Raw genomic sequence first — 26,084 nt, forward strand, 5'->3', positions numbered from 1 at the left:
TAGCATTAGCCTTTTACTAAGAAAAAAGCCATCAGGCTCCTTCCCTCTATTCAAACGAAAAGAAAGGAGCCAGTGGAAAAGACAACAGCCTGCAATCTTGATATTCAAAAACAATCGTTATTTTATTAGCAGTGCAAACCAGATTTTTAAAAGACCTTGATGATAATCATCTTCACTTTGATCCGGTGAAAAAAAGCTTTGATGCTGCCAAAAACTATTACTGTAGCCAGCACGTTGAGCTAACTCCAAAAACTCCTCAGGGTAATGACATGCCCAAGAATTCTTTTCTGGAACAATGACCGTTCCAGCACGGCTTTCTTGTGCAGAAGAAAGCTCCATCCCATTTTGCTTTGCTAAAAAGAATAGGTAATTAAGTGCATATTCGCCAACAAGAGACTTTAGTTCCGGGCAATAGTTACGGATAACCTTTTCCATCCGAGTAGGCACCACATCCATCACATGATCAAGGATAGAGTCCTCAGCACACTCCAATATGGAGTCTGAAATAGACTGATTATTAAGCACCTCAACTAACACACTATCTCCACCAACACGCCTATGAAATGTATTCCACAGTAAACGAGAATACTTTTCAACATTCATTTTTTTCTCACAAATTGCGTGCTGATAAAACCCATCTCCGTTAACAGTGATCATTACCGTAGCATTTTTACGTGCAACATCATGAAATTGAGAAAGAACTTTATCATGGTCGGCGAGGTGGATTACTCCTCGAGCACAAATTACGTCAAACACGTTTGACCCGAAATTTTTATCCTCCAAATTTCCTACTTTGAAATGAATGTTGTTAAGCTGCAAAGAAGTTGAAATACTCAGAGCGGCATTTAACGCTTCTGGATTTTTATCCATACAAACAACATTTGAGAATTTTTGGCTGGCAGGAAAACAAAGATTCCCAGTCCCTCCACCTGCATCAAGAAAGAAGTCACCTTTCAAACCCAAGTTATCTACGATCGCAGAAAAAAAGCCCACTCTATCTTTCGCAAAATGAACTTTATAATAATTATCCAATTCAGGATGAGTGTTGTACGTATGATACTCACCACAACGATTAATTTCTTGCTCTAAGGACTTACCTTCTTCTTCTTTTAACAAATCCAGAAGTGAAACAACTTCAACGTCACCACTTTTCTGCATCTCGGAAAGTAAAGCTAAAGCAGTAAGACTTTCACGCCTTAAAAGTGGCTTAGAAACATCTTCTCCCTTCCCTCTAGTGCCCCAGTGTGTAAAGAAGATAACATTCTGGTCGTTAGCAATTGCATCCTGAAGTGACTCCCGAGTTATCATTTCATGCATAGTCCAGGCATTTGTTTTCCATGATGGAGCGAATCGTGTGATCGTCTTGATCATCTCTCCAGCGGGGGTACGCTCTGGCACAATTGTGCGGTAAGGAGTTTTTTTGGCCAAATTTCTCTATATTTGACCGGTACAGAATAGGGGAAGACCTCAAAAAAACATAAGACCGCATAAAAACAATTTACAATAACACCACATCAAACATAAGCACATTGATGAAGACTTTTCACACATGACTTACCTTTATTAGAATAATCGATCTCATTAAACTTGCTTGAAACATTCACATAAAGTTTTTATCTACTTTCTATGACAAGTAGAAAATACTCTTATCCCATCTTCATAGCCGAAATCTCCAGCAACCACTGCTGCGATCTTAAGCGATGCTACGATTTCATTGATACAGCTACGCGAATCGGCTGTGGAGCTGTAAAATTCCAATTATTCAAGATCAATGAACTGTTCGCTCCAGAAATTCTTGCCCAGAGTGCCAAGCATCGGGAACGAGTTCGCTGGGAATTGCCTGAACGTTTTATCCCATTACTTGCAAAGCGTTGCCAAGAACAACAAATAGCCTTTTCCTGCACTCCATTCTATCTTGATGCTGTCGATATTCTGACGCCGCATGTGGACTTCTTTAAAATAGCTTCTTACGAACTGCTCTGGACCGACCTGCTTGTAAAATGTGCGGCCAGCGGCAAACCGATCGTTCTTTCCACCGGAATGGCTGAGATGAATGAGATCGAGGCAGCTGTACAAACCTTACGCGAGGCAGGATGCGTTGACCTGACCCTGCTGCACTGTGTATCCGGCTATCCCGCCCCGGTGGAACAGGCCAATCTTGCGGCCATGCAGACCATGAAAGATAAATTCAATTGCAAAATCGGCTGGTCTGACCATACAGTGAGCGAAGCCGTCATCCAGCGAGCAATCCATAAGTATGACGCACAGGTGATTGAGCTGCATCTTGATCTTGATGAAACCGGCGAAGAATACAAATTCGGACACTGCTGGTTACCAGAGCAGGTGAAAAAAATGATCAGAAGCATTCAAGAAGGCTTTGCTGCTGACGGTGATGGGATTAAGAAACCAGTTGAAGCTGAGTTGCCTGACCGAGAGTGGCGCGCCGATCCTGTGGACGGACTTCGCCCCCTGAAATCAATAAGAAAAACATGGAAAGCAGATTAAATGGCCAGTGCGGACAGTAAAATAAAAAATGTTTCAGAACTTGCAGAAATCGCGAAGGAACTGCGCGAAAGCGGCAAGCGGATAGTGCTCTGCCACGGAGTCTTCGATTTGCTGCACATCGGACACATCCGCTATTTCAATCAGGCCAAAGAACACGGGGATGTATTAATTGTCACCCTGACCCCGGATCATTATGTAGACAAAGGCCCGGACCGTCCTGCCTTCACCGAAATCCTGCGCGCCGAAGCATTGGCCTCACTTGGAGAGACCGATTACGTAGCCATAAATGAATGGCCCACAGCCGAAGAGACCTTGCGCGCCATCCGCCCGCACGTCTACGCCAAGGGAGATGAGTTCAAAGACATAGACAATGATCCGCTGGGCAAAATCGGTAAGGAAGCTGATGTGGTTCGCGAGATCGGCGCAGAATTGGTCTTCACCTCAGATATAGTCTACAGCTCCTCCAACCTGATCAACCGCTACCTTAACCGCAACAGTGAAGAGCTGGACGAATACCTCAAAATGTTCCGCAAACGCTACGAGCTGGACGATGTGCTGGGCCATCTGGAACGCATGCAGAACCTCAAGGTACTCATCATCGGTGATACTATCCTTGATGAATACCAAATCACTTCCACACTGGGTAAATCATCAAAGGACCCCATCCTTGCCCTGAAATACCAATCCCATGAACTCTATGCCGGGGGCGCGCTGGCTGTAGCCAACCATGTTGCCAACTTTGCCGGGGAAGTAACCCTTTTGACTATGCTCGGTGAAAAAGAACGCTACGAAAATTTCATCCGCGAAAAGCTGGACTCCAAAATCAGCACCAATTTTTTCACCCGACTCAAAGGTCCAACCACCCTCAAGCGCAGGTTCATAGACAGCTATTCCCTGAACAAAGTCATGGAAATATACGTCATGGACGACAGCCCGTTACCCGAACATGTGGAACAGGAAATTTGCTCTGAGCTGGACAAAATAATTTCCGAATACGATCTCGTACTGGCTGCGGACTTCGGGCACGGCCTGATCAGTCCCGCAGTGGTGGACATGCTGGTAAAAAAATCTCCCTACCTTGCGGTAAATACGCAGGCCAATGCCGGTAACCGTGGCTTCAATACCATAGGCAAATATTCGCAGATGGACTTTTTCTCACTGGCAGAGCATGAACTGCGCTTAGAGACTCGCGACCAGATCAACGAACTGCGCCCATTGCTCATTGAAACCGGAGACCGCCTAAAGACCAAAATGTGTCTGGTAACCCAAGGCAGCAGAGGCTGTTCGCTTTACAACCCAGCCAGTGAATTTGTACGCATCCCCTCCTTCCAGTCCAATGTTGTCGACCGTGTCGGAGCCGGTGACGCTTTGTTTTCCATTGCAGCCATGTCCGCCTGTATGGGGTTACATGAAGAACTGGTCGGTTTCCTCGGAAATATTGCCGGATCACTGGCAGTACAGATCATGGGGAATGACCGGGCCATCGACAAGCAATCCATGCGTAAATACATAACCGCAACAATGAAATAAAATGAGTAGCAGATACCGCCAATTCGACCGCAGCAGGTTGACTGTTCTTCCTCTTGAAGAACGCAAAAGCCTGATTGATACAGGGATTATTAAAACGGCTCAGCCATGCACCGAAGTTCACCCATCCCTTGAAGCTATAGCCAAAGAGTTAACCATAGCGCGGGATAAAAACAGTACACGCGTGCTTATGATCGGGGCACACGTGATCCGCTCCGGTGTTCAGCGTTATCTTTTCGAACTCATGGAAAAAGGGCTGATCAGCTGCATTGCGGTCAACGGAGCCTGCGCCATCCACGATTTTGAATTCGCCCTCCTTGGGCAGACCACGGAATGTGTTGCAACCTATATTTCCAACGGTCAATTCGGCCTCTGGCAGGAGACCGGACAACTCAACGAAATTATTTCCAAAGGCAATACGCAGGGACTTGGCTTCGGTGAAGCAGTGGGTAAATACATCTGTGAAAACAAACTCCCTCACGCAGATATCAGCCTTTTCGCCAAAGCTTACGAACTGGGCATCCCTGTAACTGTGCATGCCGGAATCGGCTACGACATCATCCACGAGCATCCAAATTGCGACGGGGCCGCCATCGGAGAGGCCAGCTACCGCGATTTCCTGATTTTTGCCGCGCAGCTTGAACAACTTGAAAACGGTGTAGTTATGAATTTCGGCAGTGCCGTCATGGCGCCGGAAATTTACCTCAAGGCTCTGGCAATGGTTCGCAATGCCGCGCCAAGCCCTATCCGTAACTTCACAACATTAGTATGTGATTTGCATGATCTGCCCGAACAGGTTGGCAGCGAAGCTCCAAAAAGCGATGCCCAGTACTATTTCAGACCTTGGAAAACCATGCTTGTTCGTACTGTAGCTGACGGGGGTAAGAGTTATTATGTCCGGGGATTTCATGAACAGACCATCCCCCAGCTTTATACTGCTGCCACAAAACTTTAAGCACCGGAACAAAACTTTGTGGAATAAACACACGGAAAAACTACAGAACTGTCTGAGCTCCATAGAAGTAAGCGGAATCGATTGCTGTAAAGACGGTTGCGATGAAGCTTTCTCTGTCTGGAGGGAGATGACCGAAAGACTGCGCCAGCAGGGTAAAATCATATATCTCATCGGCAACGGGGCCAGCGCATCCATGGCCAGCCATTTTTCCGCAGACCTTGCAAAAAATGCCCATGTGCATACGCAGGTTTTTACCGATCTGGCACTTATTACCGCCCTTGCCAACGACATTTCATATGATCAGGTCTTTGTGGAACCGCTTAAACGCAGGCTGACTCCGGATGATATGCTGGTAGCGATCAGCAGTTCCGGCAACTCACCGAACGTGCTCAATGCCTGTAACTTTGCTGCAGAAACCGGAGCATCGGTAGTTACCCTCAGTGCCATGTCTGCGAATAACAGTCTGCGCTCCATGGGCGACATAAATTTTTGGCTGCCTGCCGACACCTACGGCATGGCAGAAACAGGGCATTCCTGCATTCTCCATTATTGGATGGATTCAGTTTCCATTCCCACCCCGTAAGGTTTTTCATGAGTGACAATTTACGCATAGATTCCCATAAGCTACACCTGCACCCAAGCCGTGTTGCCAAATGGCTGGCAGACGAGAACATCGGCCCGATCTTCATGGAGGTCAGTCCCAGCGGAGCCTGTAACCACCGCTGCCGCTTTTGCGGATACGATTTCATGAATTACGTGCCCAAGTATCTGGACCTTGAAATATACCGCCAACGCATCCCAGGCATCGCTGCAACCGGAGTCAAAAGCATCATGTTTTCCGGCGAGGGCGAACCGTTCATGAATCGCAATTTCACTGAAATATGTACCGCCACCCTTGATGCCGGAATTGATGTGGGCATCACAACCAACGGCGCACTCATGACTCCCGAAAAGTTGCACCCCATGCTGGACCGTATTTCATGGATCAAAGTCAGCTGCAATGGAATGAGTCCCGGCTCATACGACTCTGTTCATCGCGGGCCAGAAGGCGATTTTGGAAAGGTCATGCAGAATCTGGAAGATGCCGTTGCAATGCGCAAAGAGTTCGGTTCAAACTGTACCCTCGGATTACAAAGTCTGCTCCTGCCGGAAAATGCGGGTGAGATGAAAGAACTGGCCCTGCGCTGCCGTGAAATGAGACTGGATTACATGGTGGTCAAACCTTATTCCCAGCATCCGCAAGGAATTACTAAAGAGTTTGACGGCCTCACCTACGAGGAGTTCAAAGAATTAGGCCGAGAGTTACGCAAGATTTCCACCGATTCTTTCAATGTAATTTTCCGTGAAAAAACCATGGACCGTTTGCAGGAACAGGAACGTGGATATGAACGTTGTCACGCCCTGCCCTTCTGGTCATACATGGACGTGGATATGAATATCTGGGGCTGTGGAATTTACATCGGCGATGAACGTTTTCATTATGGAAATCTTACCGAGCAAAATTTCGAAGAGCTTTGGGCCGGAGAAAAACGCATGCTATCACTCAAGTGGTGTAACTCTGAGCTTGATCCGTCATCCTGCCGCGTTAATTGCCGTATGGACAAGATTAACGCTTATCTCTGGGAACTTAAAAATCCCGGTGCTCATGTTAATTTTATTTAATTAGGGGATAAGTCTGTGATCGTTGGAATCGACCTTGATAATACCATTATTTGCTATGACAATTCCTTGCATGGAATTGCCGTGAAACGTGCTTTGATTCCAACAAATACTCCCGCAATAAAAAGACTTATTCGGGATGCAGTCCGTTCATCACATGGTGATATTGAATGGCAGAAATTACAGATCGCCATTTACGGGACTCACATGGCTCGGGCGGAGCTGATGCCCGGAGTCTGGAATTTTCTGGAAGGACTAAAGGAACGCAAGATCAAATTCCAGATTATCAGCCACAAAACCCGTTACCCAAATTACGGAGAAAGCAGAGTTGATCTGCGCGCGGCTGCAATGGAATTCCTGAGTCAGCATAATTTTTTCTCCGAGTCCGGTTTAGGGCTGACTGCGGATGACGTTTTCTTCCTGCCTACGCGAACGGAAAAAATCGCGACCATTCATGAATTACAATGCTTCCTCTTCATTGACGATCTCAAGGAACTTTATCTCGAACCTGATTTCCCACAGCAGACTGCCAAGATACTTTTCTCTTCAGAACTAAAACTCAATATTCCCGGCGTGACCGTACTGCCGGATTTTGCTCAAATCAGCGATTTCGTATTCATGGGGTTAGAGAATGGAAAATTCTGATCCCAAGAAACTTGTCCAATATCTTACTGATGAGACTCCGCTTAAAGCGGAACACATCCGCGCCGGACGTAACAGCCGGGTTTTCCGCGTTGATTGTAAGTCCGGCAGGAGTCTGCTGGCTAAATTCTACCTCCAGCATACGGCAGATGGTCGCAGCAGACTTGAACAGGAATGGACCGCCCTGAAATTCATGGCCGGATCAGGAATAACTAACATTCCCCGTCCGCTGAAATTTGATGAATCCGCCCAAGGGGCAATTTATTCTTTCATCATCGGAAATCCTATCAAAGAGACGACGCTTCAAGACATTGAGGAGGTCCTCTCATTTCTCGCCGAACTCAAAGATATTTCCATACTTCCTGCAGCGATAGACTTACCCAATGCTGCCGAAGCTTGTTTTTCACCTGCAGAAGTAGCAGGCAACATCAAATCTCGGCTTGAAAAATTGCAAGCCCTTCCTGCAGAAGACGAAGTCTACCAAAGCATGCATTCGTTTCTTGAAAACAAATTCCTGCCAGCACTTGAAGAATGCATCGGCAATGCAAAACAAGATTTCCCCGATGAGTTATGGACCGCTCCGCTCCCCCGGAGCAATAGGAGTCTCAGCCCGTCCGACTTCGGTTTTCACAATGCGCTGCGGACTGATAACGGACTCGCCTTTGTAGATTTTGAATATTTCGGCTGGGATGATCCGGTCAAAGCCACCTCGGATTTCCTGCTTCATCCGGCTATGGATTTAAGTGCGCAACAGATGGTAACTTTCTTTGCGGGCATGAAAAATATTTTTGAACGCGATGAGAGTTTTGTTCTGCGCTTCAAAAGCTACCTACCCCTCTTTCACCTGAAGTGGTCTATGATCCTGCTTAATGAGTTCATAAGCCAGCACCTTGAACGGCGGGAATTCGCCAGCGGTGATGTTGGCAAACACAAAACACTACGCGCACAACAACTTGAAAAGGCCGAAAATTTCCTTAATAAAAATCGACAGATACTAACCGTACTGAATTTACGGAATTAATACACCGGAGATAATTTTGGACCAGCGTTCTAAACAGCTCAGAAAAAAAATTGTGGATGTGCTCCACCATGCCGGACGCGGTCATATCGGCCCATCCATGTCCTTGGTGGAAATGTTGCGCGTGCTTTATGATTCGGTTTTAGAATATGACCCAGCCAACCCGCAATCAACGCAGCGGGACCGTTTCATCCTCAGCAAAGGGCACGGCTGCCTTGCCCTCTATGTGCTGCTGGCGGAAAAAGGTTTTATCAGTGAAGAAGAACTGTTCAGCTTCTGCTCCTTTGACGGATTGGTGGGAGGCCATCCCACAACCAAGACACCGGGGGTTGAATTCGCCACCGGAAGCCTTGGGCACGGATTGTCACTTGCAGTGGGAGTTGCTGCCGCACTTAAAATCGACAAATCAAAAAGCCGCGTATTCACAGTGCTCGGCGACGGGGAATGCGGTGAAGGGTCTGTCTGGGAAGCAGCCATGAGCGCGGCCCGCCAGAAGCTCAGCAACCTTAACGCCATTGTGGATTACAACAAGCTGCAATCCTACGGTCCCACTGAAGATATTTCCGGACTGGAGCCTTTTGCCGACAAATGGAAAGCTTTCGGCTTTGCGGTGCGCGAAGTTGACGGGCATGACGTGGAAGCACTGAAACAGACTTTCGCGGACCTGCCCTTTGACACAGACAAACCTTCGGCCATCATCTGCCACACGGTCAAAGGCAAGGGTATCCCCTTTGCCGAGGGCAATCCCAACTGGCATCACAAAACCAAAATGTCCGACGAAGACCATGCCCGGATGATCAAAAGCATCGAGGATTACCATGCGTAAAGCTTGTCTGGAACAGGTATACCAACTGGCCAAAAAAGATGAACGGATAGTTTTCGTAGGTTCCGACCTCGGCGCGGGTACTCTTTCCCATTTCCAAAATGAGATGCCGGAACGGTTTTTCATGGAAGGTATTGCTGAAGCGCACGCAGTGGGAATGGCTTGCGGTCTGGCCCACGAGGGCAAGGTTGTCTACGTGAATACCATCCAGAGTTTCCTGACCCGGCGCTGCTACGAGCAATTGCTGCTCGATGCCTGCCTGCACAATTTAAATGTGCGCTTCATCGGCAACGGCGGCGGACTGGTCTATGCCCCGCTCGGTCCCACCCACTGGGCAACTGAGGATATTTCCATCCTGCGGGTTATGCCCAACCTGACAGTGCTTTCCCCGGCGGATGCTGAAGAAATGGACCGTCTCATGCCGCAGACATTGAATCATCAAGGCCCCATCTTTATCCGCTTAGCCAAGGGTTACGATCCCATCGTCACCAAAGAAGAATCATTTAAGATCGGCAAAGCCTATCCCTACCGTGAAGGAAAGGACGTACTGCTCATCGGTTGCGGGGTCATGCTGGGCATTATGAAACAGGCCGGCGAACTGCTGGAGCAGGCTGGGATCGAAGCCTCAATCCTGCACCTGCCGACCATCAAACCGCTGGACAGCGAGGCAATCATTTCACGGGCGCGGGAAACACGGGCGGTAATCACAGTGGAAGAAAACACCACTCTCGGCGGCCTCGGCAGCGCAATAGCTGAAATCCTCGCGGAAGCCTGTCTGCCCAATCCGCTACGCATGAAACGGATCGGATTTCCGGACTCATTCAGCGAAAACTACGGCTCACAACTTCAACACTTCGCGCACAACGGGCTGACTGCCGAGAATATAGTTTACGAAGCTCGCAAACTGCTAACTTAGAAACCAGGCGGACATAGCGGCGAAGCCATAATAAAAGGTTTTGGGATTCTTAACCCCTTTTACAAAATGGTTTAAGCCGCCGGAGGCAAAATTAAATGATCAGACTATCACCGCATATGGCATACAACCTTAAAAAGGACCCTAAGCGACTGGCATTCGTACTGGCCCGCTACTCCTTTGCTGCCCAGATGACCACCGACTGCGGAAGCATTCTTGAGCTGGGCTGCAGCGAGGGGATTGGAGCTTCCATGCTGCACGGTGGAACAAAACCGTATCTCGGTATGGACCTCGACACCCCGGCTATTGAAACGGCCCAGAACAATTTTGCAACAGATACGGTACGCTTTAAAAATGAAAATTTCCTGAATATGGATGAAGGCAAATTTGAAGCAGTGGTCAGCCTTGATGTTGTCGAGCATATTTCTAAAGGCGCAGATGAAGATGCTTTTTTCAAAACAATATACGACAACATTACTGCAAATGGAGTCTGCGTTATCGGCACCCCGAACATTACCAGCACCCCTTATGCATCGCCGGAAAGTATGCGCGGTCATGTTAATATGTTCGATGCTAAGCGGTTAAAATCAACTTCGGAAAACTACTTTAAGAACGTGTTCATTTTTTCCATGAACGATGAAGTGGTTCACACAGGATATCATCCCATGGCCCATTATCTTTTTGCTGTGGGCTGCAATAAAATTACTTAGAAATAGTCATGATAAATTCTAAAGAAAATTCAGAAACAAGCTGGACTAATATGATTGATGAATTTGGGGATGATCATGGTCCACTGACACCGAAGCTCGCTCAAGCTTTTACCCATGATCCTTACGGATTGATGGAGCAATGCTCGTGGTTCAAGTTCGCTGGGAAAATGATCGGCAAAAAAGAAAAAGTGCTGGTCTATGATCATCTGGAAGGACTTGGCGGATGGACCGTAGCCTGTGAAACTGGTCCGGTAGTGGCTGTAATTGACTCCTCCGATCCGCTGGATGAGATACGCGCTGCGTGGCCGGATGAGAAAATCATATTTGAAAAGCATGATGAAATTCTGCGCTCTGCTGATGATGAGTTCGATGTTATAGTCCGCTTTGATGCAAACGGAGAAATGTCTGAAATGGAGTGGAAAACTTTTGTAGCTGACAGCGTAAAGATGCTCCGGAACGGTGGAGTTCTGATAGCCGGAGACAAAAGTGATCAAGAGTTCATCTTTCTAAAAAGCGTTGCCGAAAAGCATTTCAACCACGTTTTTACTTTCGGCAAAGGGCAACAACATCCACTGATCTCACCGGCAAACGCGACCATCATTCTGGCCTGTTAAGAGGATATTTCATGGGAAAACTGCTCAATCTTGTTACACCGCTGCATACATCAACCAAACGCGAATACCTGCAGCGCATGAACGATAACAAAGTAGATTGCATGCTTAAGGCCAAGGAATATGAATTCGATTACTGGGACGGTGACCGCCGCTTTGGTTATGGCGGATACCGTTATCTGGAAGACTACTGGACCCCGGTGGCTGAAAAACTGATCGAGACCTACGGCCTTGAAAAGGGAGCACGTATTCTGGATGTGGGCTGCGGTAAGGCCTTCCTGCTCTTTGAACTACATAGGCTGGGCATGGAAGTTCATGGATTTGATATTTCCCGCCACGGTCTCGAAGGCGCAAAAGAAGAAATCAGAAAAAACCTGTTCATACAACGAGCCGAAGAACCTTTCCCATACGATTATAACGAATTCGATCTAGTCATTTCCATCAATTCCCTGCACAACCTGCCCGTCTTCAATCTCAAGAAAGCACTGGGCGAAATGGTACGGGTCGGGCGAAATAAATATCTTTGCGTGGAAAGCTTCCGCAATGAGCAGGAATTGTTTAACCTCCAATGCTGGGCCCTGACCTGTGAATCTTTTTTCAGTAAAGAAGAATGGGAATGGCTCTTCACAGAATTCAACTACACCGGCGACTACGAATTCATCTACTTTGAATAAACGAGGCACAAAATGCAGCTCTACACCAACCTGAAAATTTTCCATTACCAGCACAAGCTTGATTCATTACCCCCGGAATCGAAACGGACTGAAGCCCCCCTACACATCCGCATCAAGCCAACCAATGCATGCAACCATAGCTGTTCCTACTGTGCTTACCGCAACCCCTCCCTGCAATTGGGGCAGGACATGTCCATTGCTGACCGCATCCCGGCGACAAAGATGAAAGAGATTGTTGCAGATTGCATTGAAATGGGTGTTAAGGCTGTAACTTTCAGCGGCGGTGGTGAACCGCTCTGCTATCCGCAACTGGCAACAACCGCACGCTCTCTGGCCGAGGGCGGGGTCAGCATAGCCTCCCTGACCAATGGAAGCCTGTTGCACGGTGAAGTGGCTGAAGTTTTTTCATCCCTGGGCACATGGATCAGGATTTCCATGGATGGCTGGGACGGTCCCAGTTATGCCCGCTTTCGTTCGGTTGGGAATGATGAATTTTCCAAAATCATGACCAACATTGAAAATTTCAAGAAATTGAACGGAAAATGTTTTCTGGGTGTAAGCTACGTTATTAACCGCGACAATGCAGAGCACGTTATTGAAATGGGCCAAAAACTTAAAGATGCGGGAGTAGACAGCATCAAATTTTCCGGCTGCGTTGTCAGTAATGACGGGCACGAGAACAACCGTTATCACGCTCCGGTTTTCGGACGGATCAAGGAACAGACCCAGCGGGCTAAGGCCGAACTGCAAACAGATGGTTTCGAGGTCTTTGACGCCTATCATGAGCTGGATGAAAAATTCGATAAATCCTACCAATGGTGCCCATACCAGCAGGTTCTTCCGGTAATCGGCGCGGACCAGCAGGTCTATTCCTGTCAGGACAAAGCCTACAATCTTGATTGTGGATCACTCGGTTCTATCAAAGATGTGCGCTTTAAATATTTTTGGTTCAATAATCGCGATAAGTTCTTCAAGATCAACCCGGCAAAAGATTGCAACCACCACTGCGTTTCCAACGGTAAAAACATGTTGATCCACGATTACCTGAATGCCAATCCCGATCATCTACCCTTTGTCTAATCGGGTACAGTCCATGAAAATTCTGGTTATCGGAGACGGCGCGCTGGGCAATGCAATCACGAAGCAGTTTGTAAAATGCGGCCACGAAGTATCGCAAACCTCGCGTAAGGACCTGCAATTAATTCCGTTAGATTTAAAAGATGAACTAAAGTTCACTAGTCTTCCTGAAACGGATTGGGCGGTACTGGCTGCCGGAATCTCCGGTTACAAAGAATGTGCAGAGAATCCAGAATCACGCTTGGTAAACGTGGATCGCACAATTAAGCTTTGCCGCTTTCTGCTTAATCGCGGAACTAAAATTCTATTTCCTTCCAGCACAGCTGTCTTTGACGGGCAGACACCATTTCCAAAACCTGACACTCCCACCTGCCCCAATACGAAATATGGCCATCAGAAAAAAGAAGTTGAAGACTTCCTACGTCAATACCCGACCCGGACAGCCATAGTGCGTCTGACGAAGCTTCTGGACCACAATACACCGCTCATTTCCGATTGGCTGGAAAAGCTCGCTAACGGACACGAAATCACTCCATTCAAGGACCTGAGCATTGCCCCAGTACTTTTTGAAGATGCGGCCTTTGCCTGCTGTGAAATCATGAAAAAGGACGGCAACGGTATTTTTCATTGCTCCGGCCCGCAAGAAATCAGCTATCTTGACTTCGGACGAATGCTCTGTGAACAATCAGGCTTCAATTCCGAACTCATCAGGCCTGCCAACTGCAAAGGATTCCTTGACTCCTGCCCGCCACATTGCGGGCTTGATTCAAACACGACTGAAGAAATGATCAAATTCAAGTTTCCCGCTCCAAAGCAGGTTATTGAAAAGTTGATACAACCCCGCTGCCTGCTCTGCGGTGGCAGCGACCTGCACCACTTTGATCAATTTAAGAATTTTCCCGGCATAACCTCTGACTGTAAGCCTTGGCCGCGTTCAGGAGAATTCATGCTCTGCAAAACGTGCGGACACCCCCAGAAAAAACTTTCTGCACAGTGGTTCAAGGACATCAGTGAAATATATTCCGGGTATGAAATGTACCCCTTAAGCGCGGGCAACGAGCCACTCATCTTTGATGAAAAAGGCGAAGGGACCCCACGCAGCGGAATTCTGCTGAACCACATCATTGCCGCTCTTTCTCTCCCTGAAGAAGGAGCTCTGCTGGATGTAGGCTGCGGCAACGGAAGTCTCTTGCAGCAATTTCACCTGCGCCGCCCCGAATGGGAATTGTACGGACACGAACAATCGGCGCAGCGCGAAGAGATACTTCATATTCCCGGAGTTCAGGGATTCTATTCAGGACCCTTAGTAAATATCGACCGCAAATTTGATCTGATCACTATGACCTACGTCATTGAGCACCTGACCGATCCGCTGGGCACGCTCAAAGAACTTACCGGATTGCTCCGTGAGGGTGGTCATATCATAATCCACACTTCATCTTTTGCGGACAATCCTTTTGATCTCATGGTCTGTGATCATTGCTCCCATTTTACCCCGGACACGCTGCAATTTCTGGCAACACAGGCAGGACTGGGAATTACCGGACAAACCGATCCATGGCTGGCAAAAGAAATAGGCATTATCGCCCGCAAAGGTCCCCGGCTGCACACTCATGCACAAGTTAAGAAAAACCTACATAGCATGACCGAATCACTAAGCTGGCTGGAGCAACTGGTCAGCAAAGCAAAGCGGTCCTGCGCGAAACAGCAAGTGGGAATTTTCGGCACAGCAATTGCCGGGACATGGCTGGCAGCGGCGCTTAAAAATGCAGCCTTTTTCGTAGATGAAGACCCATCCAAACAGAGTCAGACACACATGGGCTTACCCATCATAGGACCGTCAGATATCCCGTCAAAAACGGCTGTAATCATGGGATTCAACAAAGAGTTGGGCATACGTATTGCCGAACGGATCAATAAAAAATACTTTCACGTTAATTTTGTTCTCCCAGACAAATAAAAAGACCTGCTTTTAACAAAAAGCAGGTCTTAATATTAATAAGTACCTAAGGCCGTAAGTTACTTGCGGCACTTCCTTTTTCACGGGCCTGTTCAACCAGCGATTTCACATCATCCTTGATGCCTTCATACTGCTTGACGGTCCAATCCTTAGCCTTCAATCCCGCTTTGACAGTACAGACTGCCGCCGGACGGACTTTTTCAGACTTTAAAGCATATCCGGCCAAAATTCCGGCAGTGGCACCGGCTGCAAAAATCACTATTCTTCCAAGAGCCATAACGACCTCCTATGTTTTCACTGTGAGAGTACAATTTATACCTCTCATAATTACAGTGCAAAGCCTGAAGGCAAATATCACTCTCAATTTTTATCCTGCTTTTGTTAAGCCAAATTCTGCCGGACAGCGGCTATAAAATTATCTACTGCCGGAAAACCGTTTGTACTTCTATGAATCAAGTACATCTCAATTACCGGAAAATCTCCGCTCAACCTTTTAAACACAACCCCCTGCGGCTTTATACGAGCCATACTTTCCGGCACAATGCCGATTCCCATATTTGCTGCAACAAGAGCAACTGTCGCACTCTTGCGGGTTGCCTCTTGAACTACATCAGGGACAAATCCGGCTTCCGAAAAGACTCTCATCCATTCGTCATATAAGCGGGGATGGCTTTCACGCGGAAAGAAAATGAACTGTTCGCCGGCCAACTCCGAGACATCCACCACTGCACTTTCAGCAAGGTAATGATCCTCCGGCACAACCAAGGCATATGATTCACGGTGAAACAACTCGCAATCCAGATCTGAAACATCATGCCGAAACAAGCGGACAATCCCGGCATCAATATCACCGCTGCGCACGGCCTTGAGCTGATCGTTGGTGAACATCTCCCGCAAATCCAGCCGTACGGCGGGATACTGTCCTTTATATTCACGAATGATATCAGCCAGAGGAGTCTCAAGGGCAGGCCCGATATACCCCAGAGTAAATTGACCGCCCTGCCCGGTTGCGGCATCAAGCAGATTAGCATTAGCCCGATCAATGGCCCGCAAGATTCCGGGGACATCCCGAAGCAATGAAACTCCAGCAGCAGTTAAAGCAACTGAACGTTTGTTACGCTGGAAGAGTTTGACCCCGAGTTCATCCTCAAACTTCTTGATCTGCTGACTCAATGGAGGCTGTGAAATAAACAGCCGCTTGGCAGCCCTCCCGAAATGCAGTTCTTCTGCCACCGCCAGAAAATATTTAAGCTGTCGTGTTTCCATCAGTAATATCTAACAGATATTACTCTGACTCAAAAGATATATTCGACATATTTATTACCTGGGCATAATTATCACTCATCCACCAACACCAAATAACCGGAGATAATTATGTCTGTAGAAATGAACATGAAAACACTCGGCAACAGCGACATCAAAATTTCACCCATCGGCCTCGGATGCATGGGGCTGAGCGAATTTTACGGCCAGCCTGCGTCTGAAAAACAGGGCTGCGAATTAATCCAACACGCCCTTGATCAGGGAGTTAATTTCTTTGATACCGCAGACATGTATGGCGGAGGACATAATGAAAAACTGCTCGCAAAAGCCCTGCAAGGACGCCGAGACGAAGCGGTGATTGCCACTAAATTCGGTATTGTGCGTGAGAACGGCGAATACGCCAGAACAATCAGCGGCAAGCCCGAATATATCCGTAAATCATGTCACGAAAGCCTGCGCCGTCTGGGAACTGATTATATTGACCTCTACTACATCCACCGCGTGGACAAGGAAACTTCCATTGAAGATACAATCGGAGAAATGTCCAGACTCGTGGAAGAAGGTAAGATCAAAGCCATCGGTATATCTGAAGCTTCAGCAGAAACCCTGCGCCGTGCCCATGCAGTCCACCCGCTTTCGGCCCTGCAATCGGAATACTCCATGCTTACCCGCGACCCGGAAACTGAAATACTGGCCCTGACCCGCGAACTTGGAATCAGCTTTGTTCCCTACAGCCCCATCTGCCGGGGCCTGCTCAGCAACTGGAAGCCCTCAGAAGACAAAACGGACTTCAGAAACATGCTGCCCCGATTTCAAGGTGAAGCATATGACAGCAACAAAACCATCGCCGATGCCCTTGCCCTGATTGCAGAAGAAAAAGGCTGCACACTGGCCCAGCTCTCACTGGCCTGGGTCTGCGCGCAGGCAGAGAATATCATCCCCATTCCCGGAACTACAAAAATTAAAAACCTTGATTCCAACATCGGGGCGACACAGGTTAACCTGAGTAATGACGACCTTGCGGCCATTGAAACAATCCTCAATACCAGCAAGGTCCAAGGAAACCGCTATACAGATGAAGGCATGAAAGGAGTGAATGTATAAATCGACAATCCCCCTTCCAGTGATTATCGCAGGAAGGGGGGTAAAGTCTGAAGTCATAGACCTGTTCAATTCTGTACTCACCAGTCACGGCATGGTATAGTAGACCAGCAACATTAGTGCTTGGTCTTATTTTTAAACATACCGGACAGGATCTGATGAGTAAATATAGAGTTAAACGTCCACACATTGCCCTGCTTATCGCTGCTATGTATGCCCTATTTGGTTTTTTCTGGATTTTATTCTCGGATAAACTTCTGACCTTTTTTGTGCGAGATACGGAATTGATTAACCAGATACAAACTTTCAAAGGCTGGTTTTATGTCCTGATCAGCACTGCAATAATATATTTTCTGATTGAAAAATATGATCGATCCATGCAGAAGAGCCAACAGAACTATAGAAGGCTACTCGACAATATTGCCGACCCATTCTTCCTTCTCAATTCTGAAGGTAAGATCATAGATATAAATAAGCAGGCTATGAACTCTCTTGGCTACTGCCGCGAAGAACTAATAGGAATGTACCTTGATCAGATAGACCCTGATCTCGATCTTAAACAATGGGTAAAACAGGTGATCCAAATTAATCTGGATCAACATCTGAAACTGGAAACCAGACACAAACGCAAAGACGGCTCTATTTTTCCGGTAGAAGTGGTCGGCTGCATGTTTGAGGAGGATGGGAAAAAATTATGTTTAGCTGTAGCGCGAGACATTACCCATAGAATTCAGACACTGGAACTGATGGTCCAGAACGAGAAAATGAGTTCACTTGGAGGTATGGCTGCAGGAATTGCCCACGAAATAAACAATCCGCTCTCGGCTATACTTGGTGCATGCCAAAACATCACCAACCGTATATTCAATGACACCCCGCGAAATCTGCATATTGCCAAGGAATGCAATGCGGACTTGGATTCCATGCGGGAATACATGCGCAAAAGGGATATCCTGCGTATGATTAGTTCAATTTCTGATGCCGGGAATCGTGCATCTCAAATTGTTTCAAGCATGCTTAATTTCAGCCGTGGTGGTTCTAAAAGAATGCACACCTGCCAAATCTCGGCATTGATAGATGAAAGCATTGATCTGATCAGATCTGATTTCAGCTTCAGCAGCAACACCAAATTCAATCAAATAGAAATCTCCAAGGATTATCCACAACAACCATTATCTATATGCTGCATCCAAAGTGAGATACAGCAGGTACTTATGAATCTGATGAAGAATGCATGTGAAGCCATGGCAGAAAAGAAATACCCGCAAGGGGATTTCCCGCAACTGCAACTGCGGGTAAAAAACGGCAAGCATTTGGTCTTCATTGAGGTGGAAGACAACGGTCCCGGTATTCCGCAAGACAAACTGAAAAAAGTGTTCGAACCCTTCTACACATCCAAAGATGTCGGCAAAGGGACAGGACTGGGATTATCGATATCTTATTTTATCATCACAGAGCAGCATAAAGGACGGATGGAAGTAAAAAGCACCCTAGGCAAAGGGACAAAATTTATTATCACCCTGCCGGAAGGCAGTTGCGATTGCTGTAAAACACAATAAAAAAGAAAGCCCGAAAAACCGGGCTTTCTACTTCATTCATATATCTTACTGCTTAATCAAGGTCAGCAGCATCTTGAACCGCTCCCGGGCCTCAAGACCGTGGGGAACATTTGCAGGCATTATGATAGATTCGCCAGCCGCTACATTAAACACTTCATCGCCGATGGTCACTTGGGCCACTCCATCCAGTATCTGCACCATGGCATCTCCCGGTGCACTGTGAGTGCTGAGTCCTTCACCGGCATCAAAAGCAAACAAAGTCAGGGAAATCTGCTTAACCTGTGAAAGGGTTCTGCTGACCACCTGCCCATCCTGATAAACAACCAGATCGGTCAGGTTCAGCACCTTGTTATGGTCAATATTCTTTATGGTTACATCCTTAAGATTCTTGAGTTCCAAGTCAGCCATATCAACCTCCATGTAAAGGTCGGGTTTGGGATTCAGGTTGAATTTCTCAACCGCTACGGCTTACATTTCACACAAAGAAAGTAGGATTTATATGATGTAAGTCAATCTTACTTATTTTCTTTCTCAAAAACATAATATCCCACCGGAATGACCAACAGCGTAAACAGGGTTGAAGCAAACAGCCCAAAAATCAACGCCCAAGCCAGACCGGAAAAGATCGGGTCAAGGGTGATGGGCCATGCTCCAAGGGCGGTGGTAGCCGCAGTCAGGGCAATAGGCCTGAGACGAACCGAACCAGACTTGATGATTGCTTCCTTCAATTCCATACCCTGCGCAACGGACTGGCGGATAAAATCGATAAGCACCAGAGAATTACGGATAACGATTCCGCCCAGCGCGATCATGCCGATCATTCCTGTGGCTGTGAAGAATACCGGATCGGCAAAAGCCTCACCCACTAATCCTTGAACGGTTCCGGCACTGATCAGGTTAAGCAGCCAGAATCCGGGCATGATACCCAGCAAAGTCAGCGGAATGGCAGACATAATCAGGAGCGGCATCCCGAATGACCCGGTTTCCACAATGAGCAGGATGTAGATGCCCAGCAGGGCCGCACCGAACGCAAGACCGAGGTCGCGGAAAACATCCAAGGTAATCTGCCACTCTCCCTCTCCGGCCCAATCAGACCAGATGAACGGAGGCAGCGGGTCTTTGGCAAGCTTGCCCTGCATATCAAGAATGGCTTCCCCCGGTGCGCGTCCGGCCATTTCCGCAAATACGTAGACCACGCGCTTAAGGTTCTTATGATAAACAGGCTGCTCACGGCTGATTCTTACCAGCCTTCCAAGCTCTGCCAGCGGCACACTCTTACCGTCGAAAGTGCGCACCTTGAGCTGTTCAAGGGAAGAAACATCCGCCCGCCGCAGCAGCGGCAGGATAAGCCGCACCGGAAGCGGATTTCGTTCACCCTGTTCATGAATGTTAGCCGGAACCATGCCGGACAAGGCCATCTGCAAGGTGCTGACTACATCACGGGCGCTAACGCCATGCAGGGCAGCTTTTTCCTTATCGAGCACAAAATCAACCATGCCCTGATCCGCTTCGGTGGAAGTGTCGATGTCCACCACTCCGGACTCCTGCTTCATGGTATCTGCAATCTGCTGTGCACCTTCGATAAGGGCTGAATAAGGACGGTCCTCGGCCCCATATACCTCTGTAGTGATAGTGGAGATTACCGGAGGTCCGGGCGGAGATTCCACAATCTTGATATTGGCATTGTTATGTGCAGCAACCTGCTCCAATTCATTGCGTAAACGGAGCACAATGGCATGGCTTTGCTCTTCTCGCTGAGTCTTGTCAGCAAGATTAACCCGTATATCAGCCATATGTCCGCCCTCGCGCCAATAATAATGACGGACCAGACCGTTAAAATCCATAGGTGAAGGCTCTCCGGCATAGGTCACGAAATTGGTCACTTCAGGCACGGATTTAAGAACCTGCTCCATCTCGCGGACCACCCGATCTGTCTGTTCAAGAGGCGTACCCTCATCCATGTCGATAACAATCTGAAATTCATTCTTGTTGTCAAAAGGCAACATCTTAAGCGGTACCAACCTCATTCCTGCCAAAGCCATGGAAAAGACCAGACCGACTGCGAGACCCCCCACCAGCATCCAACGACGGACGCGGGACTCCAAAAAAGGCGTGATTATCCGCGTATACCCAAACTCGATGCGTCCCGGCCCGGAAGATTTTGCAACAGCCTTTGGTTGCAAATCCTTAAGCAGGCGAAAAGCCATCCAAGGCACAATAGTCAGGGCGCAGACTGTGGAAAAAGTCACGGTCAGTGGGACATTGGCAGCCATGGGAGCCATATAGGGTCCCATCATCCCGGTAATGAAAAAAAGCGGAACAAATGAAACAATAATCGCCAGCGTGGACATAATCACCGGCGGCAAAACCTCAGAGACAGCAGCAAGAGTCGCCTCGGAAGGCTTCTTCTTTTTCATGAGGATATGCCGCTGAATATTATCTACATTGGTGATCGGATCATCCACCACCAGCCCAAGGGAAAGAATAAGCGCGAAAAGAGTTACCCGGTTGATGGTGTAACCGAGCATATAGTTGACAAATAGGGCCAGCGAAAAACTGATCGGTACAGCAAGGGCCACAACCGCAGCCTCGCGCCAGCCAAGGGTAAAAGCCAGCAGGATAACCACGGTAACCACCGCAAATCCCAGTGAGCCGAGTAATTCATCTACTTTGGCATCGGCAGTCTTGCCGTAATCGCGGGTCACCTGCACTTCGATCCCGGCAGGAAGGATGGCTTGCTTAAGCTGTTCCATACGTTCCAGCACAGCCTCGGCAACCTTGACCGCGTTGGTCCCTTTTTTCTTGGAAAAGGCGATGGTAACCGCCGGACGGGAACCATGCTCCGGGTCCTGTCCGGTCCGGGTCAAATACATGCGGGAAAAACCGATCCGCGAATAGGAGTCTGCCTCTTGCGGACCGTCAAAGACCTCTGCCACATCGCGCAGATATACCGGGCGGGAGTTAAACACCCCGACCACAAGATTACGCACATCAGCAGCGTCTTCCAAAAAGGAGTTGGCGGAAACAACGATCTCGCGGTTACCGGAAAGCACAGACCCGGCAACAGCGGACTGATCCGCCCCTTGAAGTGCTCCGGCTATTTCCAGCGGAGAAACATTGAATCCGGCCATGCGTTCGGGCAGCAATTCCACCCGCACCTCACGGGAACGCCCGGAAACAAGGGAAACGCGGGAAAGGTTCTCCACCTCTGCCAGCCTGGAAGCAAGCTCCTCAGCCACCCTGCGTAATTCAAAATCGGAAATATCTTCGCGGCCCTCAGCCGGATAAAGGGTCAGGGCAACGATGGGAACGTCATCAATTTCAACAGGCTTGATAACCCATCCGGCAGCAATTCCCGGAGCCATATCCGCATTCTTGGCAATGGCGTTATGAAGTTTTATCAAGGACTCCTCACGGTCCTCGCCCACGTAGAAGCGAACTGTAACCATGGACGAATCCCGATGGGAAACTGAATAAACATATTCCACACCGTCAATCTGCCAGAGGATACGTTCCAATGGTGTGGTGATCAGCTTTTCAACCTCTTCCACCCCCGCGCCGGGAACCTGCACCATGATATCGGCCATGGGCACCACTATCTGCGGTTCTTCCTCACGCGGGGTAAGCTGAACAGCAGCAATACCGAGCAAGAGAGCTCCGATGACCAGCACCACTGTCAGTTTGGAATGAAGGAAGAAGCGGACTGCCGAAGCAATCAGCCCTTGAGCCTGTTCAGGATTCAATGGAGCAGACATTATTGCTGCCCTCCGGTGGCGGAAAGCTCAAAGCCCACTGTTTCATTACCGCTCAGACCCGAAAGTATCTCCAGCCTATCTCCGTATCTCGCACCGCTGCGAACGTAGACCGGCTCCCATGCTTCACCGATTTTAACCAGCACAGTCTCAAGCTGCCCTACACGGGACACTGCTCTTGCCGGGATGAAAACAGTCTGTTTTTTCCCTACAGGTATAAGCAAACGTCCGAACATTCCGGGATAAAGTCCGGGTAACGGCTCCAATCCTACTTTTACCAAAAAGGTACGGGTCAAAGGATCAGCGGAAGGTACAACTTCCTCAACTATCGCCTTTCCTTTCTCGCCCAGGGCCTGAATATCCACTTCCAGTTTCTGGCCGATGCGCACCTGTCCGATGACACCTTCACGCACAAGGGCTTCCAGACGTAATGTTCCTCCGGTCTGGATCAGCATGAGCGGCTTGCCGGGAAAAGCAAGATCTCCGGGTTCAACCATCCGTTTGGCTACTTCACCATCTGCAGGTGCGGTAATAGTTGTATAATCAAGATTGATACGGGCTGCTTCAACTCCCTTACGGGCCTGCAGCACTCCTGCAGAGGCAACGTCCAGACCGTCCTCGGCCTGCGCCAGCGCAGCTCTGGCCTTAAGGTAAGCTGCTTCCACGCGGTCAAGCTCATCCTGAGTTGCAACCTTACCCGCAAAAAGTTTCTTCATCCGCTTCCATGTAGCAGTGGCTGTGCCTGATTCAGCCTTAGCCGCATTAATGGCTTCGCGGGCCTGACGTTCGGCGGCTTCTGCGGATATAAGTCCTTGCTGTGCACTCTCAAGCCGAGTCTTGAACTCGCGGGCATCCATCACAATGAGCTTATCGCCTTTGCGGACCTTCTGACCGGAACGAACCATGACATTAAGCACTTTGCCGGTTACCTGTGCTTCAATGGAAGCTTCAGTTTCAGGCCGGACGGTTCCGACTGCTTCATACACGACAGGAGCATCTGCTAATTCTGCAACAGCAATACCGGCCGGAACTTCTAACCTGCGGAGAGATACAACACGTCCCTGTTCAATTATTCCGGACTCAAAAGAACCAGTCATCCAAAGAACTAGAAACATTATCGCAGCACCGAGCATGGCTACCAGAATACATTTTTTTGTCATACATTACTCCAGAAAGGCTAAAACGAATATGTGAAAGATATTATTACATGATTTATACAGCCCTTAAGCAACTGTTTCAATTACAATCATTAATTTTAAAACCTGAGCCTGTAAGCTTTTATAAAAAACACCCAACTCATTCACAATAGATTAATTTTCTTGTATTGTTTCTTAGTTTTCATATCGAAAAGTTTAATAATATATTTCCGGAGAATAGATGAGAACCAAGGAAAGACAAAAGGATATAGATCACTACAGGTTGATTTTTGAATTTTCTCCGCTGGCAATGATCCGCTTTGATGAAACCGGAACCATTATAGACTGCAATCAAAAATTCATAGACTTGATGGGATCAAGCAGGGAAAAGCTTATCGGGTTCAACACGATAGAGAGAACCACTCTTAAGATGAGTGCCGCTGTGAAGCAGGCTGTTGAAGGAGACACGTCTGAATACGAAGATCTCTATACCTCCGTTACCGGGAATAAAACCACCTATATCCGCGCCGTATTCAACCCGATTGAAAAAGGGAAAAATCCCACCGAGGTTATCGCCACCCTCGAAGACATCTCCGAACGCAAAAGAGTTGAAGAAGAACTGGCTAAAACTGAAGCCCGCTTTAAAATCATGGCGGAGAACACCAAGGATCTCATCTATTATTTTTCAGTACCCGATAAATCTTTCAAATATGTCAGCCCGGCCTGTCTGGATGTCACCGGATATCCCCCGGGTACTTTTTACGCCGACTCACAGTTTTTCTTTGATATGGTCCACCCGGAATGGCAGGAGTTCATGCATCAGCAATGGATGGACATGGCTCATGGAAAAATGGCCCCCCTTGTGGAATACCAGATCATAGACCGTTACGGTAAAACAAAATGGCTGCAGCAAAGCAATGTTCCCTTTTACGATGAAGAGGGAAACCCTATAAGGGTTGAAGGAATTGTCCGCGATGTTACTGAACTGAAAAATGCCCTTGAACGGGTAGAGCAGGAAAAAGCAAAAGCTGAAGCAGCCAGCAGGACCAAATCCGAATTTCTGGCCAATATGAGCCATGAAATACGCACCCCGCTGAACGGGATAATGGGCATGCTGCAACTTATGGAATCGGAGACCCGGACGCCCAAGCAGGAAGAATATATCAATGCGGCAATGCAGGCATCCAAACGGCTGAACAATGTGCTGTCGGATATTCTCGATCTGGCCCGGGTTGAAGCAGGCAAACTGGACCTCCATAATAATGAATTCAACCCTGCTGATGAATTGAAACACGTCTTTGAACTTTTCGAAATCACATCACGGCATTCGGGTGTCAAACTGGAGCTCAGCCTGCCGGCGGAACTCCCCGAATACGTCGTTGGAGATCCGGCCCGTTTACAACAGGTCCTGACCAACATTGTCGGCAATGCCTTAAAATTCACCCATGAAGGCCATGTCGCAATCGCAGCACATCCTTTACCCCGCAACACCCGCGATGACCGTCAGATTCTGTTTACGGTTGAAGACACCGGGGTAGGAATTGCCGAAGACAAAATGAACCAGCTTTTTCAATCTTTTACCCAAGCCAGCGAAGGATATACGCGCCAATACCAAGGCGCAGGACTGGGGTTATCCATATGCAAACGGCTGACCGAGCTTATGGGCGGCACTATCGCCGTGGAAAGCACTGTCGGCGAAGGAACCACATTTTACCTGTCCATTCCGTTTACTATACCTGACCGAAAAACTTTTGATCGCGAACATTATGAAACTGAACCGGAAACAACGACCTCATTCGGCAACTACCGTATCCTCATAGCTGAAGATGAAAAAATAAACCGGCTCTACACCAAGCAATATCTTGAACAGCAGGGATTCACTGTAGACACGGTAACCGACGGTCAGCAATTACTGGACAAATTATTCTATGAAGATTTCAATCTTGTCCTTATGGATGTGCAAATGCCGGTCATGAACGGTATTGAGGCTACAAAAGCCATCAGAAGAGGTGAAGCCGGAGCGCACAACAAGCGCATCCCGATTATTGCCATTACCGCTTACGCCATGCATGGTGACCGGGAACAATTCATCAAACAGGGTATGAACGACTATATTGCCAAACCGGTGGACAAAGAAGAGCTCTATGAAGTGATCATGAAAGCACTTCAACAGAATAAAACATCCTGATCCACAGGTTG

The 26,084-nt window shown here is 48.0% G+C and carries 23 protein-coding genes; 17 read left to right on the top strand and 6 right to left on the bottom strand.

Features of this window, described 5'->3' with window-relative positions; genetic code table 11:
- Window positions 1–117 precede the first annotated feature (117 nt).
- The gene (locus ACKU40_RS12910; protein ID WP_320173203.1) at window positions 118–1,428 is read right to left on the bottom strand and encodes a methyltransferase domain-containing protein; all 1,311 of its coding nucleotides are present in this window, start codon (window positions 1,426–1,428) and stop codon (window positions 118–120) included.
- Window positions 1,429–1,626: 198 nt separating this feature from the next.
- Here ACKU40_RS12910 and ACKU40_RS12915 point away from each other — a divergent pair, with 198 nt between their 5' ends.
- The 14 genes from ACKU40_RS12915 to ACKU40_RS12980 all read left to right on the top strand — a co-directional run bounded on the left by ACKU40_RS12915 (window position 1,627) and on the right by ACKU40_RS12980 (window position 15,074).
- The gene (locus tag ACKU40_RS12915) at window positions 1,627–2,505 is read left to right on the top strand and encodes an N-acetylneuraminate synthase family protein (RefSeq protein WP_320173204.1); all 879 of its coding nucleotides are present in this window, start codon (window positions 1,627–1,629) and stop codon (window positions 2,503–2,505) included.
- The gene (locus tag ACKU40_RS12920; RefSeq protein WP_320173205.1) at window positions 2,506–4,035 is read left to right on the top strand and encodes a PfkB family carbohydrate kinase; all 1,530 of its coding nucleotides are present in this window, start codon (window positions 2,506–2,508) and stop codon (window positions 4,033–4,035) included. It abuts the gene before it with no gap.
- A 1-nt stretch (window position 4,036) separates the two neighbouring features.
- Window positions 4,037–4,987: a hypothetical protein gene (locus ACKU40_RS12925; protein ID WP_320173206.1), complete on the top strand. Its 951-nt coding sequence runs from the start codon at window positions 4,037–4,039 to the stop codon at window positions 4,985–4,987.
- Window positions 4,988–5,003: 16 nt separating this feature from the next.
- Window positions 5,004–5,570 (top strand): SIS domain-containing protein, encoded by a 567-nt coding sequence (locus ACKU40_RS12930; RefSeq protein ID WP_320173207.1) that lies wholly within the window; start codon window positions 5,004–5,006, stop codon window positions 5,568–5,570.
- A gap of 8 nt (window positions 5,571–5,578) precedes the next feature.
- Window positions 5,579–6,649 carry a radical SAM protein gene (locus ACKU40_RS12935; protein WP_320173208.1) on the top strand — a complete coding sequence of 357 codons (1,071 nt, stop codon included), beginning with the start codon at window positions 5,579–5,581 and terminating at the stop codon, window positions 6,647–6,649.
- A gap of 15 nt (window positions 6,650–6,664) precedes the next feature.
- Complete coding sequence (locus tag ACKU40_RS12940; RefSeq protein WP_320173209.1) at window positions 6,665–7,291, top strand: hypothetical protein; 627 nt, start codon at window positions 6,665–6,667, stop codon at window positions 7,289–7,291.
- Window positions 7,278–8,309: a phosphotransferase gene (locus ACKU40_RS12945; RefSeq protein WP_320173210.1), complete on the top strand. Its 1,032-nt coding sequence runs from the start codon at window positions 7,278–7,280 to the stop codon at window positions 8,307–8,309. The genes ACKU40_RS12940 and ACKU40_RS12945 overlap by 14 nt, the downstream gene beginning before the upstream one ends.
- A 16-nt stretch (window positions 8,310–8,325) precedes the next feature.
- Entirely contained in the window at window positions 8,326–9,132 is an 807-nt protein-coding gene (locus ACKU40_RS12950; protein WP_320173211.1) for a transketolase, read from the top strand.
- On the top strand, window positions 9,125–10,045 hold the full coding sequence (locus tag ACKU40_RS12955; protein ID WP_320173212.1) for a transketolase C-terminal domain-containing protein: 921 nt from the start codon (window positions 9,125–9,127) through the stop codon (window positions 10,043–10,045). Before ACKU40_RS12950 ends, ACKU40_RS12955 begins: the two co-directional genes overlap by 8 nt.
- Before the next feature lie 95 nt (window positions 10,046–10,140).
- Entirely contained in the window at window positions 10,141–10,752 is a 612-nt protein-coding gene (locus ACKU40_RS12960) for a class I SAM-dependent methyltransferase (protein WP_320173213.1), read from the top strand.
- 50 nt (window positions 10,753–10,802) lie between these two features.
- Window positions 10,803–11,366, top strand: a complete 564-nt coding sequence (locus tag ACKU40_RS12965; protein ID WP_320173214.1) for a hypothetical protein — start codon at window positions 10,803–10,805, stop codon at window positions 11,364–11,366.
- A gap of 11 nt (window positions 11,367–11,377) precedes the next feature.
- Window positions 11,378–12,037 (top strand): class I SAM-dependent methyltransferase, encoded by a 660-nt coding sequence (locus ACKU40_RS12970; protein ID WP_320173215.1) that lies wholly within the window; start codon window positions 11,378–11,380, stop codon window positions 12,035–12,037.
- 12 nt (window positions 12,038–12,049) lie between these two features.
- A complete protein-coding gene (locus tag ACKU40_RS12975) occupies window positions 12,050–13,117 on the top strand; it encodes a radical SAM protein (protein ID WP_320173216.1) in 1,068 nt (355 codons plus the stop codon).
- A 13-nt stretch (window positions 13,118–13,130) separates the two neighbouring features.
- Window positions 13,131–15,074, top strand: coding sequence for a sugar nucleotide-binding protein (locus ACKU40_RS12980; protein WP_320173217.1), 1,944 nt, complete (start codon window positions 13,131–13,133; stop codon window positions 15,072–15,074).
- A gap of 46 nt (window positions 15,075–15,120) precedes the next feature.
- On the opposite strand, the gene ACKU40_RS12985 is transcribed toward ACKU40_RS12980, so the two are convergent.
- Both ACKU40_RS12985 and ACKU40_RS12990 read right to left on the bottom strand, forming a co-directional pair.
- On the bottom strand, window positions 15,121–15,351 hold the full coding sequence (locus ACKU40_RS12985; RefSeq protein ID WP_320173218.1) for a hypothetical protein: 231 nt from the start codon (window positions 15,349–15,351) through the stop codon (window positions 15,121–15,123).
- 104 nt (window positions 15,352–15,455) lie between these two features.
- A complete protein-coding gene (locus ACKU40_RS12990) occupies window positions 15,456–16,340 on the bottom strand; it encodes a LysR family transcriptional regulator (RefSeq protein WP_320173219.1) in 885 nt (294 codons plus the stop codon).
- A gap of 108 nt (window positions 16,341–16,448) precedes the next feature.
- On the opposite strand from ACKU40_RS12990, the gene ACKU40_RS12995 reads away from it, so the two are divergent.
- Both ACKU40_RS12995 and ACKU40_RS13000 read left to right on the top strand, forming a co-directional pair.
- Window positions 16,449–17,441 carry an aldo/keto reductase gene (locus tag ACKU40_RS12995; protein WP_320173220.1) on the top strand — a complete coding sequence of 331 codons (993 nt, stop codon included), beginning with the start codon at window positions 16,449–16,451 and terminating at the stop codon, window positions 17,439–17,441.
- 155 nt (window positions 17,442–17,596) lie between these two features.
- On the top strand, window positions 17,597–18,997 hold the full coding sequence (locus ACKU40_RS13000) for an ATP-binding protein (protein ID WP_320173221.1): 1,401 nt from the start codon (window positions 17,597–17,599) through the stop codon (window positions 18,995–18,997).
- Window positions 18,998–19,042: 45 nt separating this feature from the next.
- On the opposite strand, the gene ACKU40_RS13005 is transcribed toward ACKU40_RS13000, so the two are convergent.
- The 3 genes from ACKU40_RS13005 to ACKU40_RS13015 form a co-directional block, all read right to left on the bottom strand.
- On the bottom strand, window positions 19,043–19,405 hold the full coding sequence (locus tag ACKU40_RS13005) for a cupin domain-containing protein (protein WP_320173222.1): 363 nt from the start codon (window positions 19,403–19,405) through the stop codon (window positions 19,043–19,045).
- A gap of 107 nt (window positions 19,406–19,512) precedes the next feature.
- On the bottom strand, window positions 19,513–22,752 hold the full coding sequence (locus ACKU40_RS13010; RefSeq protein ID WP_320173223.1) for an efflux RND transporter permease subunit: 3,240 nt from the start codon (window positions 22,750–22,752) through the stop codon (window positions 19,513–19,515).
- Window positions 22,752–23,909: an efflux RND transporter periplasmic adaptor subunit gene (locus ACKU40_RS13015; protein ID WP_320173224.1), complete on the bottom strand. Its 1,158-nt coding sequence runs from the start codon at window positions 23,907–23,909 to the stop codon at window positions 22,752–22,754. Before ACKU40_RS13015 ends, ACKU40_RS13010 begins: the two co-directional genes overlap by 1 nt.
- Window positions 23,910–24,126: 217 nt before the next feature.
- Here ACKU40_RS13015 and ACKU40_RS13020 point away from each other — a divergent pair, with 217 nt between their 5' ends.
- On the top strand, window positions 24,127–26,073 hold the full coding sequence (locus ACKU40_RS13020) for an ATP-binding protein (protein WP_320173225.1): 1,947 nt from the start codon (window positions 24,127–24,129) through the stop codon (window positions 26,071–26,073).
- Window positions 26,074–26,084 lie beyond the last annotated feature (11 nt).

This window comes from Maridesulfovibrio sp. (genome assembly GCF_963666665.1).
In the GTDB taxonomy this organism is placed as follows: Bacteria; Desulfobacterota; Desulfovibrionia; order Desulfovibrionales; family Desulfovibrionaceae; genus Maridesulfovibrio.

Coding starts and splice junctions, on each gene's coding strand:
- ACKU40_RS12925 (WP_320173206.1), top strand. CDS start 4,037: ATGAGTAGCAGATACCGCCAATTCGACCGCAGCAGGTTGACTGTTCTT.
- ACKU40_RS12960 (WP_320173213.1), top strand. CDS start 10,141: ATGATCAGACTATCACCGCATATGGCATACAACCTTAAAAAGGACCCT.
- ACKU40_RS13000 (WP_320173221.1), top strand. CDS start 17,597: ATGAGTAAATATAGAGTTAAACGTCCACACATTGCCCTGCTTATCGCT.
- ACKU40_RS12920 (WP_320173205.1), top strand. CDS start 2,506: ATGGCCAGTGCGGACAGTAAAATAAAAAATGTTTCAGAACTTGCAGAA.
- ACKU40_RS12980 (WP_320173217.1), top strand. CDS start 13,131: ATGAAAATTCTGGTTATCGGAGACGGCGCGCTGGGCAATGCAATCACG.
- ACKU40_RS12945 (WP_320173210.1), top strand. CDS start 7,278: ATGGAAAATTCTGATCCCAAGAAACTTGTCCAATATCTTACTGATGAG.
- ACKU40_RS12915 (WP_320173204.1), top strand. CDS start 1,627: ATGACAAGTAGAAAATACTCTTATCCCATCTTCATAGCCGAAATCTCC.
- ACKU40_RS12935 (WP_320173208.1), top strand. CDS start 5,579: ATGAGTGACAATTTACGCATAGATTCCCATAAGCTACACCTGCACCCA.
- ACKU40_RS13005 (WP_320173222.1), bottom strand. CDS start 19,405: ATGGCTGACTTGGAACTCAAGAATCTTAAGGATGTAACCATAAAGAAT.
- ACKU40_RS12970 (WP_320173215.1), top strand. CDS start 11,378: ATGGGAAAACTGCTCAATCTTGTTACACCGCTGCATACATCAACCAAA.
- ACKU40_RS12990 (WP_320173219.1), bottom strand. CDS start 16,340: ATGGAAACACGACAGCTTAAATATTTTCTGGCGGTGGCAGAAGAACTG.
- ACKU40_RS12975 (WP_320173216.1), top strand. CDS start 12,050: ATGCAGCTCTACACCAACCTGAAAATTTTCCATTACCAGCACAAGCTT.
- ACKU40_RS12995 (WP_320173220.1), top strand. CDS start 16,449: ATGTCTGTAGAAATGAACATGAAAACACTCGGCAACAGCGACATCAAA.
- ACKU40_RS12955 (WP_320173212.1), top strand. CDS start 9,125: ATGCGTAAAGCTTGTCTGGAACAGGTATACCAACTGGCCAAAAAAGAT.
- ACKU40_RS13020 (WP_320173225.1), top strand. CDS start 24,127: ATGAGAACCAAGGAAAGACAAAAGGATATAGATCACTACAGGTTGATT.
- ACKU40_RS12985 (WP_320173218.1), bottom strand. CDS start 15,351: ATGGCTCTTGGAAGAATAGTGATTTTTGCAGCCGGTGCCACTGCCGGA.
- ACKU40_RS13015 (WP_320173224.1), bottom strand. CDS start 23,909: ATGACAAAAAAATGTATTCTGGTAGCCATGCTCGGTGCTGCGATAATG.
- ACKU40_RS12965 (WP_320173214.1), top strand. CDS start 10,803: ATGATTGATGAATTTGGGGATGATCATGGTCCACTGACACCGAAGCTC.
- ACKU40_RS13010 (WP_320173223.1), bottom strand. CDS start 22,752: ATGTCTGCTCCATTGAATCCTGAACAGGCTCAAGGGCTGATTGCTTCG.